The sequence below is a fragment of the Shewanella sp. Choline-02u-19 genome, from assembly GCF_002836205.1.
In the GTDB taxonomy this organism is placed as follows: Bacteria; Pseudomonadota; Gammaproteobacteria; order Enterobacterales; family Shewanellaceae; genus Shewanella.
In genome coordinates this window covers 1,862,061-1,877,340 of sequence record NZ_PJBE01000013.1, presented here as the reverse complement: position 1 = coordinate 1,877,340, position 15,280 = coordinate 1,862,061, and the positions used below count along the sequence as shown (strand labels likewise).

General features: G+C 39.7%; 15 protein-coding genes. 11 read left to right on the top strand and 4 right to left on the bottom strand.

The features are described 5' to 3' along the window. The first annotated feature begins 60 nt into the window (after positions 1 to 60). The 9 genes from CXF83_RS14880 (at position 61) to CXF83_RS14835 (ending at position 7,710) form a co-directional block, all read left to right on the top strand. Positions 61 to 1,035, top strand: coding sequence for a transposase (locus tag CXF83_RS14880; RefSeq protein ID WP_101098018.1), 975 nt, complete (start codon positions 61 to 63; stop codon positions 1,033 to 1,035). Between the two features lie 556 nt (positions 1,036 to 1,591). Beyond that, positions 1,592 to 2,092 (top strand): hypothetical protein, encoded by a 501-nt coding sequence (locus CXF83_RS14875; RefSeq protein ID WP_101098017.1) that lies wholly within the window; start codon positions 1,592 to 1,594, stop codon positions 2,090 to 2,092. Between the two features lie 189 nt (positions 2,093 to 2,281). Then, positions 2,282 to 2,905, top strand: coding sequence for a hypothetical protein (locus CXF83_RS22550; protein ID WP_157822910.1), 624 nt, complete (start codon positions 2,282 to 2,284; stop codon positions 2,903 to 2,905). Between the two features lie 96 nt (positions 2,906 to 3,001). Next, positions 3,002 to 3,565: a hypothetical protein gene (locus tag CXF83_RS14865; protein ID WP_101091223.1), complete on the top strand. Its 564-nt coding sequence runs from the start codon at positions 3,002 to 3,004 to the stop codon at positions 3,563 to 3,565. 272 nt (positions 3,566 to 3,837) lie between these two features. Then, positions 3,838 to 4,533 carry a hypothetical protein gene (locus tag CXF83_RS14860; protein ID WP_101091222.1) on the top strand — a complete coding sequence of 232 codons (696 nt, stop codon included), beginning with the start codon at positions 3,838 to 3,840 and terminating at the stop codon, positions 4,531 to 4,533. Between the two features lie 215 nt (positions 4,534 to 4,748). Continuing rightward, positions 4,749 to 5,078 carry a DUF4406 domain-containing protein gene (locus CXF83_RS14855; RefSeq protein ID WP_101091221.1) on the top strand — a complete coding sequence of 110 codons (330 nt, stop codon included), beginning with the start codon at positions 4,749 to 4,751 and terminating at the stop codon, positions 5,076 to 5,078. A gap of 489 nt (positions 5,079 to 5,567) precedes the next feature. After that, positions 5,568 to 6,392 (top strand): hypothetical protein, encoded by an 825-nt coding sequence (locus CXF83_RS14845; protein WP_101091219.1) that lies wholly within the window; start codon positions 5,568 to 5,570, stop codon positions 6,390 to 6,392. After that, positions 6,392 to 7,198: a 23S rRNA (guanine(745)-N(1))-methyltransferase gene (gene rlmA / locus CXF83_RS14840; protein WP_101091218.1), complete on the top strand. Its 807-nt coding sequence runs from the start codon at positions 6,392 to 6,394 to the stop codon at positions 7,196 to 7,198. Before CXF83_RS14845 ends, rlmA begins: the two co-directional genes overlap by 1 nt. A 305-nt stretch (positions 7,199 to 7,503) precedes the next feature. Next, positions 7,504 to 7,710, top strand: a complete 207-nt coding sequence (locus CXF83_RS14835) for a cold-shock protein (RefSeq protein ID WP_012155714.1) — start codon at positions 7,504 to 7,506, stop codon at positions 7,708 to 7,710. Between the two features lie 657 nt (positions 7,711 to 8,367). Here CXF83_RS14835 and CXF83_RS14830 read toward each other — a convergent pair. From CXF83_RS14830 to CXF83_RS14815, 4 genes are all read right to left on the bottom strand, one after another. Next, a complete protein-coding gene (locus tag CXF83_RS14830; RefSeq protein ID WP_101091217.1) occupies positions 8,368 to 9,267 on the bottom strand; it encodes an ABC transporter ATP-binding protein in 900 nt (299 codons plus the stop codon). Continuing rightward, positions 9,264 to 10,028 carry an ABC transporter permease subunit gene (locus CXF83_RS14825; protein WP_145992417.1) on the bottom strand — a complete coding sequence of 255 codons (765 nt, stop codon included), beginning with the start codon at positions 10,026 to 10,028 and terminating at the stop codon, positions 9,264 to 9,266. Before CXF83_RS14825 ends, CXF83_RS14830 begins: the two co-directional genes overlap by 4 nt. A 155-nt stretch (positions 10,029 to 10,183) precedes the next feature. Continuing rightward, positions 10,184 to 10,858, bottom strand: a complete 675-nt coding sequence (locus tag CXF83_RS14820) for a YceH family protein (protein WP_101091215.1) — start codon at positions 10,856 to 10,858, stop codon at positions 10,184 to 10,186. Between the two features lie 128 nt (positions 10,859 to 10,986). Then, a complete protein-coding gene (locus tag CXF83_RS14815; RefSeq protein ID WP_101091214.1) occupies positions 10,987 to 11,820 on the bottom strand; it encodes a CvfB family protein in 834 nt (277 codons plus the stop codon). Positions 11,821 to 12,357: 537 nt separating this feature from the next. On the opposite strand from CXF83_RS14815, the gene speA reads away from it, so the two are divergent. Next, the gene (speA, locus tag CXF83_RS14810; RefSeq protein ID WP_101091213.1) at positions 12,358 to 14,268 is read left to right on the top strand and encodes a biosynthetic arginine decarboxylase; all 1,911 of its coding nucleotides are present in this window, start codon (positions 12,358 to 12,360) and stop codon (positions 14,266 to 14,268) included. 87 nt (positions 14,269 to 14,355) lie between these two features. Further along, positions 14,356 to 15,276, top strand: coding sequence for an adenosylmethionine decarboxylase (locus tag CXF83_RS14805; RefSeq protein ID WP_101091212.1), 921 nt, complete (start codon positions 14,356 to 14,358; stop codon positions 15,274 to 15,276). The last annotated feature ends 4 nt before the right edge of the window (positions 15,277 to 15,280 follow it).

Sequence of the window (15,280 nt, the reverse complement as noted above, 5' to 3'; positions counted from 1 at the left end):
AAGTTTTTGAGCCTTGCCTATACTTAATTTATTCAATTCTGGATGTTTGAGGAGGCAAGGATGCCTAGACCCCGTTCAACACAAGTTAGCTTGGAAGATACACCCTTTTATCATTGTGTCAGTCGCACGGTGAGGAGGGCGTTTTTATGTGGCATTGACGATTACTCTGGTCAGTCTTTTGAGCATCGGCGTGAGTGGGTTGAAGATAGACTTCTAATGCTGACTTCAGTCTTTGCTATTGATATTGCCGCTTACGCTGTCATGTCGAATCACTTGCATATCGTGCTTAGAATTGATTTAGAAACTGCACAATCGTGGTCAAGTATTGATGTGGTTAATCAATGGCATCAATTGTTTAAAGGCACGCTGTTAACACAGAAATTTGCTCACGGTGGTTCAATCGAAGCCTATGAGCTGGAAACGTTGAACGACACCATTGTTGAATATCGCAGAAGACTCATGGATATCAGCTGGTTTATGAGGTCATTGAACGAACCCATCGCAAGGCAAGCGAATAAAGAAGACAAGTGTACAGGGCGTTTCTGGGAGGGACGTTTTAAGTCGCAAGCCTTGTTAGATGAAGCGGCGGTACTTGCCTGTATGGCTTATGTCGACTTAAATCCTATCCGAGCTAATATGGCGACGACACCTGAACAATCAGATTTTACGAGCATTCAACGTCGAATTAAAGCGGTAATCAAAGGTGAACAGCCTATTGAACTGTTACCTTTTCTTGGTAATGAGCGTCAGCCTATGCCAAAAGGGCTGATGTTTGAGCTACAAGACTACCTTGAACTGGTTGATGATACAGGCCGAGTGATTAGAGATAACAAGCGAGGAGCGATTAAAGCAGGCACGAGTAACATATTGAATCGGCTAAATATCCCATTAGCCAATTGGCTTAAAGTCACGAATGAGTTTAAATATTTATTCAAAGGCCCTGTTGGCACACTAGAAGAGTTAACACGATACAGTGAGCACATGGATAAACAACGAGTAGCTAATGCAGGTACTTGTCAGTATTGGCCTGACTAAGCAGTCAGCTTCAACGTCATACACTCATGACTTCCGTGTTTCATGGGGGCGTATTACGCCTAAAATTGACTATTTTACACTTTAAGTCAGCTTAGTTTAATCAACTTAATAAAGTGACCTAAAATCGCAGCCAAATCTGGTGTGAGTATAACGGAACGGTTGATATGAACAGTTCAAAAATCCTGTAGTTTTACCTGATTATTAAAATAGGTGGCTTAGTAGTTTTCTTAAAACCTACTAATCTCTGTTAATTCACTTCTTTTCCGGCATTTATTCGCGCCACTCTGTTGAAAATGGTTCAAGTACTTCTTTGATAGACGTCAATCGTTGATATTGGGTTGAAAGCTAGTTATGTTATTGATTTTTAATGGCTGGCTATTATTTTTTTGCGAAAGGCTGAGATAGCACTCTGTTAATTAAAATTTGTTTATCAAAATACTTTCTAATTAGTTTGATTTATTTTAATTCCTTATGTAGTGTCACTATCAGTTAACAGATGTATCGCTCTGGATGGGCGTTGTTAATGAGTTGTAGCGATAACAAAAGGAAGATGTTAATGAAGTATATTTTGCAGTGTTCATTATTTATATTATTTATATTATTTCTATTTAATAGTAGTGCGTTTGCTTCTTGCTCATATATCTATGGGTATCAAGAAAAAATAGTAAAGAGCGATGTTATTGATTCATATAGAGGTAACGGTAGCCGTACTAAATGTGTAATCTTAAAAGGGCTTAACCCAAATAAAACAATTTTTCAATTTAAAAAACCAAGAAGAGAAAGTGGTGTTTATAGTCAGGTTAGTTACTCGACTGATTTATACCGAATTGATGGAACTAAGATAAAGTCATTTTCAATAAAAGATTCTACTATTTCAGATAGCTTAAGTTTAGTTGGTCAAACTGAGGTTAAGTTAAACTTAATACCTAATACCGGTAGCAGAGAAAATAAATTCACCTTTGATATATTAAATGTAACAGAGGGATCCGATTTTAGTATTGTTATGATAGACGTTTTAGTTAGTAAGTCTTCTTTTCCTCCTGTAGAACCGGAGTGATGTAGAGATTGTTCAAACCAAATGTCTCAAAGGTCAAGTTCTTCAGCCCGAATGATGACACGTGTGTCAGCACCTAGCAGCAGCTCCACTAATTTTTATGCAAGCTCTCCAGGAACTGATCTCGCTCAGTGTACAGATCAAAATAGACCTCCAAATCCAGCACCGGTAGATCAGGTATCTGGCGCGCAAATGAATTATTCAGATATCATACGAACTACTCAAGCTGAATATGCATCTTGGAAATCAAAGTATACGGCTCCTGTTGCGGAAGCTATGGCATATTGGTCTATGTACCAAGATCACAAGACTGCAGGCAAATATGATGTTAAGTCTGGGCAAAGTGATTACAATGGAAATGCCGACGATGGTAATTTCTTGCATGGACTCAGGATGGCCGCTTTTGGCTTTAGTCGAAATTTTACCGAGAGAGCATCAGCATCGTATCAAGGGCTCCAAGATCATGGGTTAAATCCAGTTGGTGCATATGCAAGTTATGCAAAATTTGTTTTAAATACTGGAGATAATGTAGGTGATCCTGAAATGGTTGCTCAAGGATGGGATTACAAGAAGCAGGTTTTTGATTCCAATTCGTCAGAAAAAGGTAATAGTTCTTGTGTAAGCACGTCAGTTAAAGGCACCCCAATCAGTAATAGTGGTCCATCAGGTAGCGGCAGTACCGGTGGCGCTAATGGAGGGGGAATCGGGCTCGTTGGTAATGGCGGGGCTGGAAATGGAAGTGTTGGAACTGTGTGGTGCATAGTACAGAGTGGAATTGTTCAATACTGTTATCGTCAGCAGCATGCTAGTAATTAATAGATAATATTAAACTTTTATTACTCATCCTAAGAAAATGAAAATGAAAATGAAAATAAAAATAAAAATAAATATAATGTTTGGGGTTTATAAATAATGAAAATAAACGTTGGAGTTATTATATCTATAATCTTATTAGTTTTTTTGTCAGCTTGCACAAGACAAGTGCAAGAAGATGAACTTTTTAAAAAATTCAATGAGAATAGGCCTAAATTTGAAAAGTTATCTGAATTATCATGCTCTCTATTAAATGGTAGCTTTAAAAGGTGGGCGTATAAAGTCGGTGATTATAGTAATGAAGCATTACAATCTAAGTCTGATAATTCTAGTATGGATTATGATTTTAAGTGGGCAAACTTAAGTAAATATGGAAAACAATTTAAAAGAGATATCGAAAAAATTGATGGTCTTCTAGTTGACTTAGATGCCGATGGCATATTAATTAGAGAGCCATTAGGGGAATGTCGATTATACATTGGAGTATGGTCAATGTGGATGACAGGTGAGGGGCAAGAGATGCTTTACGTGTTCAATCCTGAAACTATCTATGAATATAACCCTCAAATTCATATCAAAGCGAATAGAGATCTAAAAACTGAAATTGATTTTACTCTACCTTTATCTTCAGGTTGGTACGTAAAGTATAATAATACTCCTTAACCTGTTTTGTAGCGGGTCCTTCGGGCTCGCTTTACTGCGGGGACGGCGAAGCGCAGTGCTTCACTACATGTGAGAATTTTCTGGGGTTGGTTGTTGTTTTATAGCCAAGTTTAAAGCCACTTAAATATCGAGATTTATAATTTAACTAACCGATTGATATTATGTCGTAAATTGTTTCTAATATATTGGTGTTATGAACTGTTTTACAGGGATCGTATAGATCAACTTTTGATCTTATAGGTGTTGTTAAAAATTAATCGAGATATGCAGGTATGCCGAGTTCAGTATTATCCAGTGACTTTTCGTTGCTAAGTTTCTCCGTTGTGGGGGCTATACTAGCCGCGGCCTTTCCTCTTTTTAAGCTTTTGTCATTTCTCCATTTTGAAAAGCACAAAATCAATCTCAAGAAGCTTGAAATCGTTAACTCTGTATTGAGTAAAAACCCCAAGAACCCTAGCATTAAACAACGATATTTGGTTGAGAAAATTTTTAGCTCAATATACAAGTGTGAGCTTTCATATGAGGAAATCTACGGGTTACTTAAGTTTGAAAACCCGAGTAAAGCATTTGATTTATATCCTAAAGCTAGAAAGTGTCTTGAGTTATCTAAGAAAAAGAATTCTTTTAGGTTAAACCGTTCATATAGGAAATTTAAATTTATAAAACTCTCAATATACCCATACAACATTTATCAGTTTAGTAGGTATTTCTTATTTGGTTTTTTAGGTACTGTGATATTTTTACATGCATTCCAAGTCCTTTTAGACAGCAGTATCGATGACAGGATGATCAATGGTTTGTTTCAACCTTCTTGGTTATCTCTTCCTGTGTGGTTCTGGATTTTTTCTATTGTTGCGGCTGGAATCGTACTTTGGGTATATGCGATTAGATCCCTCTTTACAATAGGGTGTGTCGATAATGCTTTTTTATTGGTGGGCATGTATAAAAATCACTTAACCGATAACTAATTGCTTAGGTTAAATCACTTAACTGATAACTAAACCTAGTGAGGCCGTGGGATTTAACATTTTAGGTCGATGTTTACCTATTTTCGGTAAGTTAGTGCCTTTTTAATTCCCTTAAAAATGGGTAGATTTATGTAAGCTTATTATGAATACCTTTTAGTTCACTAGTTTGGCTCCTTCTTAGGAGCCATTTTTTTTACCTGCAATTTGGTGCTGAGATGATTAAACGCAAAGTGTATATTGCTGGGCCTATGTCGGGCTTACCTGATTGTAATCGAACAAGGTTCCACTTGGCCGCTGACTATCTTCATGTATTAGGTCGCGTGGTGCTGAATCCTGCAAGTTTACCACCAGGGTTAAGTGAGCCTGAATACATGCAGATTGGTTTAGCCATGATGATGTGTTGCGACGAAATTTATCTGCTCAATGGGTGGGGGCAATCATTTGGCGCAAGAGCTGAGTTGGCCCTGGCTCAAAAGTTAGACCTAAAAATCATCTATCAAGAGGGGATTAATCATGAAATACAGCTTCAAGGTTTAGCGGTTTGAACATGGTTGCACTAAGGCCAATATTTCAAGTGAGCTCATTATGAATTTATCTCAAAAATTAGCGGGTTTGGGGTTAGCAGCAGCCGTTGCCTTTGGTGGTGCCGCTCTGGTTATTCCCCATGAGGGTATTTTGGATGTTTGAGGAGGTAGACCCCGTTCAACACAAGTTAGCTTGGAAGATACGCCCTTTTATCATTATTGAATATCGCAGAAGACTCATGGATATCAGTTGGTTTATGAGATCATTGAACGAACGCGTCGCAAGGCAAGGGAATAAAGAAGGCAAGTGTACAGGGCGCTTCTGTGTTTTTGAAGGCATAAAATCATGGCAATTAACTTCTATTAAGTGGTTTCATCATAGCATTGCCTTAGTTCAATAGTCTTAACCTCAACGTAATAGCGCCTTATTTGGTTGAATTCACGCCAGTTTGATCACTGGAACCTAGCCTCTATAGCAAGTACAATACGTCTACGTCAATGAGGTGTTGTATGCTTGAACCGCTGTTAATCCAACCGCAAATAATCGAAATTAACCACCAATCAAAATTAAAACTCGTTTTGTCTGAACAGTTTGGCAACTTTAGTGTATTGCAGCTGCAATCTGGCCCTATTGCTGAAGTCGTTGTTGTAAGTGTTACAGCGACTAAAATGTCACTGATGATTCGGCTTCATCCATACTTGTCGCTTGATGTTATCGAAGCGAATGAATATGCCGCATCTGATGCAATCCTTAATCGTAGCGTTGGTCAAGGCTGGCGCCTATTTTCAACGCTGGGCATTTCGCCTAGACTTTGTGCGGAGCAGCTTAGAAAAGGGCTTTTCGTCGCAGTGAGTATCGGTAATGGCTGCCAGTTCAATATCGTGGGTCCTGTAAAATGGGAGTTAATCCCTTTAGAAGCAGATTTTCGATTAGGTAATTTCGCGAGAGAGATCCAGCGAGCGAAACACATTATTGCTCGTTCAATGGATTTAGAGCCCAATGCTGAAAGCCTTTTAGTCGAAATTAGCGAGTTAGACAGTATTTGTTACGACTTAAAACACTTTGCTGCCGAAGGTTTTTTAAAGCACGCCAATGACGATATAAGTCAACTAGATGCTCAATTGATAAGAAAAAGGCAGTTACTCAGTCGGCTATATTCTCAACTCATCGAGCGACCAAACTTGTATCGAGCAGCTAACGTTGATATTAACCAAGATATGTTGATGAGAAAGCTTGAAAGCTATCAACTATTAGCGCCACCACAGCTAAATAAAATTGTAGAACAACTTATGGCAGATGATACTGAGAGTTCATTTGCATTGGAGAATGATTGATGATTTACCGTTGCCCAATATGCGAACAACCTTTAATGCTGCAGAACAAAACTTGGTTTTGCGAGTCTAATCATCGATTTGATTGTGCGAAAGAAGGCTATGTAAACTTACTTCCAGTTCAAAAGAAGAAGTCTAGTGATCCTGGTGACAACAAAGAGATGATGTTTGCTCGAAGAGAGTTCCTGAATAAAGGTTATTATCAAGCGCTAAGCGATAATGTTAATCTGTTGGCAAAGGCTTATCTTAATGATGCTGAATATGGTCTTGATATTGGTTGCGGCGAAGGGTATTACTCGAATCGTTTAGCACAAGAGCTAGGTGATGATTTTACCTTGTACGGATTAGACATCAGTAAATCAGCTTTGAAGTATGCCGCAAAACGTTACCCCAATATTGCTTTTAGTGTCGCCAGCGCTTTTGATATGCCGTTTTCTGATGATAGTTTCGACTTCATGTTGAGGATCTATGCGCCTTCATTAGATACGGAACTTAAACGAGTGATAAAGTCTGGCGGAATTTTGATAACCGTATGTGCTGGGCCGCGACATCATTTTGCACTGAAGGAGCTCATATATGAGACACCCAAAGAGCATACTCAAGAGCCATCGACCATTGAAGGCTTTACATTATTAGAACAAAAGCGCCTTGAAAGTACGCTAATGTTGAGTGACGAAAACGATATTCGTCACTTTTTGCAAATGACACCCTATAACTGGAAGCTTACAGACGAACAAAAGCTGGAGTTATCAGCCTCAGGATTTGAGTGTGAATTAGATTTCAAGATAGAAGTATTTAGAGCTCACTAGTATAGGGCGTAAAAGTCAGTGCTCATGGTTTAAGTCTTTGTTTTAATAAGTTGTATAAGTTTTACGTGTTAGTTCAGTTTGAGATTTTTCAGGGCGAAGATAGAGCCTTAAAAATACTACAAATTTAGTCATTAATGTATGTTGACTTATCATGAGAATGGTTTATAGTATTTGCAGCTTGAAGGTTAGGGCTTATTTTTATGTGTTCAATACGACAATGTTCGTCCTGTTAACATTAAGTAAACCGGCATTTTCCAGCTTTACCGCCGTTAAGGCTTTAATTTATATTTACAGGATTCAATATTATGTCTCAAGTTACTGGCGTTGTTAAGTGGTTTAACTCTGATAAAGGTTTCGGATTTATCGAGCAAGAGTCTGGCCCAGATGTATTCGTACACTTCCGCGCTATCAACTCTGACGGTTTCAAAACTCTTGACGAAGGTCAAAAAGTTCAGTTTACTGTTACTCAAGGTCAAAAAGGCCCACAAGCTGAGAACGTAACTGTAGTTTAGTTACCAGCTTGATTAGCATCTAGCTAATCGCAAAAAAATTCCGAAGAGCCGTGATTTATCACGGCTCTTTTTTCTTTTCTGTATTTTAAAAAACATTTCATTCCCAGCTTAATTCCGCAATAAAATGTAAATCTCAGTATCACTCCGTTTTACCTAATCTAGTTACGCCCCTAAACACAAAACATGCTCTGTCTTGCTTGCATAAACGCTACTAGCCTAAAAGTACCATCGTACGACTCTATGGGTGGATGTTAGTTTTCTACGCTGTTTTCGTTATTTCAGTCACAATCCGCTTGCCAGCTGCAAGGCGATTGATAGCGATTGCATTAAGTGTCCGTTCATTCGGAGGGCGTTTAAATACTTAAGCTAAGTACTAGGCATTAATGGTGACTATCGATTGAGCATTATTCCGTGTTATGGATTTTTTCACGGACCACCATTATCTACAATCAATGTAATGGAGAGCACTGCTTACTTTGGTTATTTGGCGGGTTAAGCAATGTTGGGTAAAGAGTATTATGCAGTTTGAAGTATTGTAGAAAGTGATGTTAGTGGCGGGACAGGGGCAATGGACACTGAAAACACCATTGGTACCTTGCTTGGTACCAGTGGTGTGCGATCATTATTCATTAGACCATTTATTCAGCGAGTCACTTATTAAGAGAAGAGTTTATCTTCAAGGGTTCGTCCTTTGAGGATGGCTTTATATTGCCAGTTATTATGCTTGAATAACGCGAATAGGGCACTTTCAATGGCATAATCCTCTTCGCTATTATGCTTTATCAAAAACTCGTTATGTTGTTTTTTCTCAATTGAGTTTATGTCAGGTAGTGCCATGACAGCATCAACGACTTTATCGGCATCACACTGCTGCATCGTTAGCGTAATGTACTGATTTTGTAAGTTATCATTCATGGACACTGATTGGGTTAGCTGTCCTTGCTCTAGATACAAAACTTGTCCGCAGAGTTTTTCAAGTTCATCTAAATTGTGTGAACTGATGATAAAGGTTGTCTTGTTTGAAAGCGTTCTAACCAATTCTCGAATTTTCTTGGCGTTGGCGGGATCAAGACCTGCAGTCGGTTCGTCTAATAACACTAATTCTGGCGAACCAATTAATGATTGAGCGATAGCGACTCGTTTTGCCATACCGTGGCTTAATGATTTAGGCTTTTGTGAGGCACAATCGGCTAAGTCGACTAAGGATAAGACTCTAAGGGCTTCCGATTTAGCGTCACTTTTAGAAAAACCCTGCAAAGTAGCAAACAGCATTAGTTGAGTCAGGATATCAAAGTTAGGATCAAGAGTGGCATCTTGAGGTAGAGAAGAGACACGTCCAAGCAGTGCGCTATCTCCCGGCGTATGACCCAGTATACTAACCTCGCCATCAGTCGGTGTTATATAACCGCATAAAAGGCTGAATAGCGTGGTTTTACCCGCACCATTGGGTCCAACTAAAGCAATCGGCTCTCCGGCTTCCAAGTTAAGATCAACCTGCCTTAATGCTTGTTTACTGCCGTAGGATTTCGATAAACCTTTACATTCAATGAGTCTCATAGCGCGCTCCGTTTGATATATATACGTCCTAGTAACAGAAGCACTATTGTTTGCAATAAAGCCACAGGAGCATATGCAAAGCTGCCTAAGCCTTGGGTGTTAATCATTAATGAAATCTGAGAGCCTGGAAGGATCCATTTTAATTCACTAATAATGGGTAGGAAGTTATTGATGACAGCGATTGTTATCGACATTGCAGCCCAAATAAGAATGGCATATATGGTTGCTTGACGCGCTGAGTTTGCATAGAGCGAGAGTATCGCCATTAATGCGGTATAGGGTAAAATTACTATAACAAGGTTGACGATAACCAATATGCCACTGGTTATAGCGGGCATTAATAGTGCTGTTTCTCTACTCACTGCGAGCGCAATAGTGGCTAACACCGTTAAAGAAACTAAAATTGTTTGGATTGTCATGTGGCCTAAAAAACGGCCGAAGAAAATACTTTCTCTACTGGTTCTAAGCGTTAAGAAGCGGAATGTACCGCGAGATTTGTCAGAGGAGAACTGATCAGCTGCAATAAAGATACTGAACATTGGAAAAAGGTACAGCGCTGCAATCCAATAAATAGCCAATTCAGCGACAGACCATTTGAACAATTCACTGACAACGTCCGGCCCAAATATGCCTTCGATAAGATCTTTGTAGTGGGGAGTGATTAAAAACTCTGATGCTCCGCGGATTGGATAGAGCAAAATAAGTAACCAAACGAGAGCAAAAGCGGCAAGCGCAATCATCCCTCTAGGGTTGAATAACATTTTTTTGACTTCAAATTGGGCAAGTAAAAGCGTATTGCGCAAATCATTGCTGTGTTTACTGTTTTCCAAACTATTCCCTTAATATGTGGAATTAAAACGGCTAACAGATTAACACCAGAACTGACGGGCGCTAATCATTGGTGAGCTATTGTGGATTAATGATTATTTAACTCGGTATCGGCTTGTGTTGCCAGAAGCTGTTGTACCAGTATCTTTAACTCACTGACTTCAATTTCGAGCTTAGCGACTTTGTCGCTCAGTCCCTGCTGTGAATTGTCAGGCTTTACTGCTTCGATAGGCAATAAGGCGCTAGATTCTACGTTTGTAATGCAGGGGGTGAAAAGCTGACAATAACGTGCTTCTCTTTTTCCGGGCTCTTTGGCTAACAGAGCAACGAGTGGCGTTTCTCTGCGAGCGAGCTCAATTAGTGCATGTTCAACTTCACTTACGTCGCCAAATTCATGTAATCGATTACTACGCGTTCTTAATTCTCCTGGTGTTTGTGGGCCGCGGAGTAATAGCAGACAAACAATGGCCAGTTGCGCAGGATTTAACCGCAAATCACTAAATTCAGTATTACAGAAACGGTGCTTATATTTGAGTACTCGACTACCAAAGCCAGATTGGTCTGAAATTAGGCGTTTTTTTGTGAGGCTATCGAGTGTATTTTGAACGTCTGATTCGCTTAAGTTAAGCACGGGTTCTCTGCTAGACTTTTGATTGCAACCGGACGTCAAACTATTGAGAGATAAAGGGTACTGTTCAGGCGTGGTGAGCTCTTTCTCGAGTAGCACACCAATAATCCGTGCTTCATGTTGAGTAAGTTCCATTTTGATCCCTTAATAAAAAAGCATGGCTTTGTTATAACAGAGCCATGCTTCAATGCAAAGGTGGTTTAACTTACATCACCTATAATCGCTGTATTTATAGCCGTTTATACAGGCTACACAGTCAGATATTAATCGACTAAGCGGATCCCTTCGGGTGAGATAGTGATCTGCTCTTTCTTATACAAGCCACCAATACTCTTTTTGAAGGCTTTTTTACTCATAGAAAGTTGAGAGTATATGACTTCAGCATCTGTTTTATCATTGAGAGGTAAAAAACCGCCAGCTTGTTTTAATTTAAACAAGATGGTTGTTGAATGTTGATCTAACTCTTCTTTGACGCCTTTCTGCAAAGATAAATCAATTTTACCATCGCTTCTAACACGCTTAACAAAGCCTTTGATTTTTTGACCAAAGCTAAGACGAGTGAAGACTTCATTGGTATAAAGTACACCCCAATGTGCATTGTTGATTATCGCCTTAAAGCCAAGATCAGTGGTTCCACCAATAATAAGACTCACTTCTTCACCGTCTTCATAAGTAGGTTCTGTTAAATCTAAGAACTTATCGACTTTAGAGGAGGCTACAATGCGGTCATCAACGTGACTGGTATAGATATAGACAAGGTATGATTTACCTTCTTCAATTTCACGATGTTGCTCGCCAAAAGGTAGCAGTAGATCTTTGTCTAATCCCCAATCAAGAAAACATCCGTAGGGACCATTCACTTTTGCTTCCAAAAAGGCAAACTGGCCTACCTGTCCTAATGCACGTTTAGTCGTTGCAATAACCATGTCTTCAGAATCTAAATAGAGAAACACGTTGACCATATCGCCGACATGGCACTCTTTCGGGACGACTTTGCTCGGGAGCAGCACCTGACCTAAGTCCTTGGCATCTAAATAAACGCCAAATTCAACTTGTTTGACAACTTCGAGCTTGCAGGGTTTGCCTATCTCAATCATGTTTCTCTCTACTTTTTAACTATGACAACTAACTTCTGCAGCGATTATAGTGGAATTCATTTCAATATGCTTTAGTCACAATGCACTAATACAGAGAAGATGTGATTTAGCCTGAATAAATGAGGTCATTTTAGGGGGCGTTTTGTTGTTGTGGTCATGGTTTGGTCCGTTAGGTCAAGCGATACGAATATTTTTGCTTAGATCCTTAAGGTTAAGCTTGATTTATTCAACTCCTCAAGGTTTAATTGCGCCCCAAAAAACACGGTCAAATAGCGTTAATAATACGTAATGTTTGCTCGGTGTTTAACAAGGTTACCACCGACAAAAACGCAGTGATGAATTCAACCCACGCGTTTTACATGCTATGTTTATCAGCTAGCAACGTCAGATTTTAGTGCGCGTAAAGGCGGTAAGTGCAGCAGCACAGGACATAGAGTTAGTCATTTTTTCGTGAATGGCACAGAGTAATAAGATGGTTAAATGGAGCAATGGGCTTTGTTTGACGTTATATAGGTTAAATAGGCAGGTTAGGAAAATATGAGCAATTGGTCTATTGATGATGCACGTGCAAGTTACAACGTAAACTATTGGAGCCAAGGGCTCTATGGTATTAGTGATGAGGGAGAAGTGACAGCCTCTCCAGATCCTAGTCGTCCTGATTGTAAAATTGGGTTAAATGAACTTGCCAAAGACATGGTTAAAGCGGGCGTTGCTCTGCCTGTTTTAGTTCGATTTCCACAGATCCTTCATCACAGAGTTAATAGTCTGTGCCAGGCGTTTAATCAGGCGATTCAAAAGTACCAATATGAAGCTGACTATCTATTAGTTTACCCGATTAAGGTGAATCAACAACAAACGGTTGTTGAAGAGATCTTGGCGAGTCAGGTTGAAAAAGAAGTGCCGCAATTAGGGCTTGAGGCGGGAAGTAAGCCTGAATTAATGGCTGTTCTTGCAATGGCTCAAAAAGCCAGCTCTGTGATTATCTGCAATGGTTATAAAGACAAAGAATATATTCGCTTAGCATTAATTGGCGAGAAGCTTGGGCATAAGGTTTACATTGTGCTTGAGAAAATGTCTGAGCTTAAAGTGGTGCTAGAACAAGCTAAAGAGCTTGGCGTGACGCCGAGACTCGGCTTAAGAGTGCGTTTAGCATTTCAAGGCAAAGGTAAGTGGCAGGCGAGTGGCGGCGAAAAGTCTAAATTTGGGCTGTCAGCCGCACAAGTTCTCAAAGTTATCGATGAATTGAAATATGCAGGTATGTTGGACTCATTAGAGTTATTGCATTTTCATCTAGGATCGCAAATTGCCAATATTCGAGATATTCGCCAAGGCGTAAGTGAAGCCGGCCGTTTTTATTGTGAATTAATGAAACTAGGCGCCAATGTTAAGTGCTTTGATGTTGGCGGTGGGCTGGCGGTTGATTACGACGGTACCCGTAGTCAAAGCGCAAACTCGATGAACTACGGTTTAACTGAGTATGCTAACAATATCGTTAGCGTGCTTAATGATATGTGTAAAGAATATGAGCAGCCGATGCCGAGGATTATCTCAGAATCTGGCCGCTACTTAACCGCACATCACGCGGTATTATTGACAGATGTTATCGGTACTGAGTCATATAAGCCGGAAAACATCTTACCTCCAAGCGATGATGCACCACAATTGCTACAAAATATGTGGCAATCTTGGACTGAAGTGAGTGGTAAAGCGGATCAAAGAGCATTAATCGAAATTTTCCATGACTGTCAAAGCGATCTTAGTGAAGCGCATTCTCTATTTGCATTAGGACAACTGAGCCTTGCAGATAGAGCCTGGGCAGAGCAAATTAACTTGCGTGTATGCCATGAGTTACAAGGCAGCATGAGTCCGAAATATCGTTTCCATCGTCCGGTTATTGATGAGTTAAACGAAAAGTTAGCCGATAAGTTCTTTGTTAATTTTTCATTGTTTCAGTCATTGCCTGATGCATGGGGGATTGATCAAGTCTTTCCGGTATTACCCCTTTCAGGATTAGATAAAGCACCTGAACGCCGCGCGGTAATGCTTGATATTACCTGTGACTCTGACGGTATTGTTGATCAATATGTTGATGGACAAGGTATTGAAACCACGCTGCCAGTACCTGCTTGGACGCAAGAAAGCCCTTACCTTATAGGCTTCTTTTTAGTCGGGGCATATCAAGAAATCTTAGGCGACATGCATAACTTATTTGGCGATACTAACTCTGCAGTGGTTCGAATTGATGAAAATGGCCGCACTAATATTGATTCGGTATTAGAAGGGGACACGGTCGCAGATGTGCTTAGGTATGTGAATTTGGAAGCGGTTTCATTTATGAGAACTTACGAAGAATTAGTTAATAAGCATATTGATGAAGATGAGCGCAGTAGTATTCTTGAAGAGCTGCAGTTAGGCTTAAAAGGGTACACGTATCTAGAAGATTTTTGATCGTTTAGATAGATGTTGAGTTTTATCAGACCAGTGTTGAGTGTACTCAGCGCTGGTCTTATTTTTTACGCAAAAAAGAGTAGCTAGATGTTTTTTGAAGGTTCAGAAAAGAAAATCGAGCTCCGAGTCAAATGTGGAGTTCGTTCACTACGAAGCTATGAACGTGCGTTCTGGGATCGTGGACTTACACTAGCAGGAGCAGATATTCTTTCCGTCATGTCAAATGACGACTGTGATGCTTATATCTTAAGTGAATCTAGCCTTTTTGTTTGGGATAACAAACTATTACTCATTACATGTGGCAATACCAACCTAGTTAAAGCTGGCATTTTTTTGATTGATGAAATCGGTGCAGATAATATTTCATCATTTAACTATCAGAGAAAGAGCGAGTTTTTGTCTCACCTTCAATCTACACACTTTGAAGATGACGCTAAACAATTACAATCTAGGCTAAGCGGAACCGCATATCGTGTGGGTCATTTAGATGGCCATCACCATTATCTTTTTTGCAGCGAAATGACTGAAAAACTCAGCAGTAGCACTAGTTTGTTGATGTATCATATCAAAGGCGAGGTCGCTGATTACCTTCGTCAACCCCATCAAATCAAGCCGATGATATTGAGCCTGCTCAATCTACACGCATTATTACCCGATTTCATTTTTGATGATCACCTTTTCGATCCTTGTGGCTACTCAGTAAATGGTTTGAATGGCGAACAGTTCTTAACCGTTCATATTACACCTCAAGCACAAAGTGCTTATGTCAGTATTGAAACGAACTTGAACTTTGAGCTGTATGCGTTCAATATATTCACCGCCATGTTAAATATCTTACACCCCCGTAGTTGGGATGTGATCGGTGTTAATCAACAAATTAGCACGAGTGGCTTTCCTGAACATATTGAAGTAGCTCGTTGTGACCTGCAGCTTAATACAACTAATTATTTTAATTATAAACATTACATTCAAGCTGCTAGCGACAAGTTAACAGCTCATATATTGTGAATTT

What these genes read in the sequence shown, in the direction of transcription:
- CXF83_RS22550 (WP_157822910.1), top strand. Translation starts at nt 2,282, where the DNA reads ATGAATTATTCAGATATCATACGAACTACTCAAGCTGAATATGCATCT.
- CXF83_RS14865 (WP_101091223.1), top strand. Translation starts at nt 3,002, where the DNA reads ATGAAAATAAACGTTGGAGTTATTATATCTATAATCTTATTAGTTTTT.
- CXF83_RS14860 (WP_101091222.1), top strand. Translation starts at nt 3,838, where the DNA reads ATGCCGAGTTCAGTATTATCCAGTGACTTTTCGTTGCTAAGTTTCTCC.
- CXF83_RS14825 (WP_145992417.1), bottom strand. Translation starts at nt 10,028, where the DNA reads ATGTTATTCAACCCTAGAGGGATGATTGCGCTTGCCGCTTTTGCTCTC.
- CXF83_RS14845 (WP_101091219.1), top strand. Translation starts at nt 5,568, where the DNA reads ATGCTTGAACCGCTGTTAATCCAACCGCAAATAATCGAAATTAACCAC.
- CXF83_RS14880 (WP_101098018.1), top strand. Translation starts at nt 61, where the DNA reads ATGCCTAGACCCCGTTCAACACAAGTTAGCTTGGAAGATACACCCTTT.
- CXF83_RS14820 (WP_101091215.1), bottom strand. Translation starts at nt 10,858, where the DNA reads ATGGAACTTACTCAACATGAAGCACGGATTATTGGTGTGCTACTCGAG.
- CXF83_RS14805 (WP_101091212.1), top strand. Translation starts at nt 14,356, where the DNA reads ATGTTTTTTGAAGGTTCAGAAAAGAAAATCGAGCTCCGAGTCAAATGT.
- speA (WP_101091213.1), top strand. Translation starts at nt 12,358, where the DNA reads ATGAGCAATTGGTCTATTGATGATGCACGTGCAAGTTACAACGTAAAC.
- CXF83_RS14835 (WP_012155714.1), top strand. Translation starts at nt 7,504, where the DNA reads ATGTCTCAAGTTACTGGCGTTGTTAAGTGGTTTAACTCTGATAAAGGT.
- rlmA (WP_101091218.1), top strand. Translation starts at nt 6,392, where the DNA reads ATGATTTACCGTTGCCCAATATGCGAACAACCTTTAATGCTGCAGAAC.
- CXF83_RS14830 (WP_101091217.1), bottom strand. Translation starts at nt 9,267, where the DNA reads ATGAGACTCATTGAATGTAAAGGTTTATCGAAATCCTACGGCAGTAAA.
- CXF83_RS14875 (WP_101098017.1), top strand. Translation starts at nt 1,592, where the DNA reads ATGAAGTATATTTTGCAGTGTTCATTATTTATATTATTTATATTATTT.
- CXF83_RS14815 (WP_101091214.1), bottom strand. Translation starts at nt 11,820, where the DNA reads ATGATTGAGATAGGCAAACCCTGCAAGCTCGAAGTTGTCAAACAAGTT.
- CXF83_RS14855 (WP_101091221.1), top strand. Translation starts at nt 4,749, where the DNA reads ATGATTAAACGCAAAGTGTATATTGCTGGGCCTATGTCGGGCTTACCT.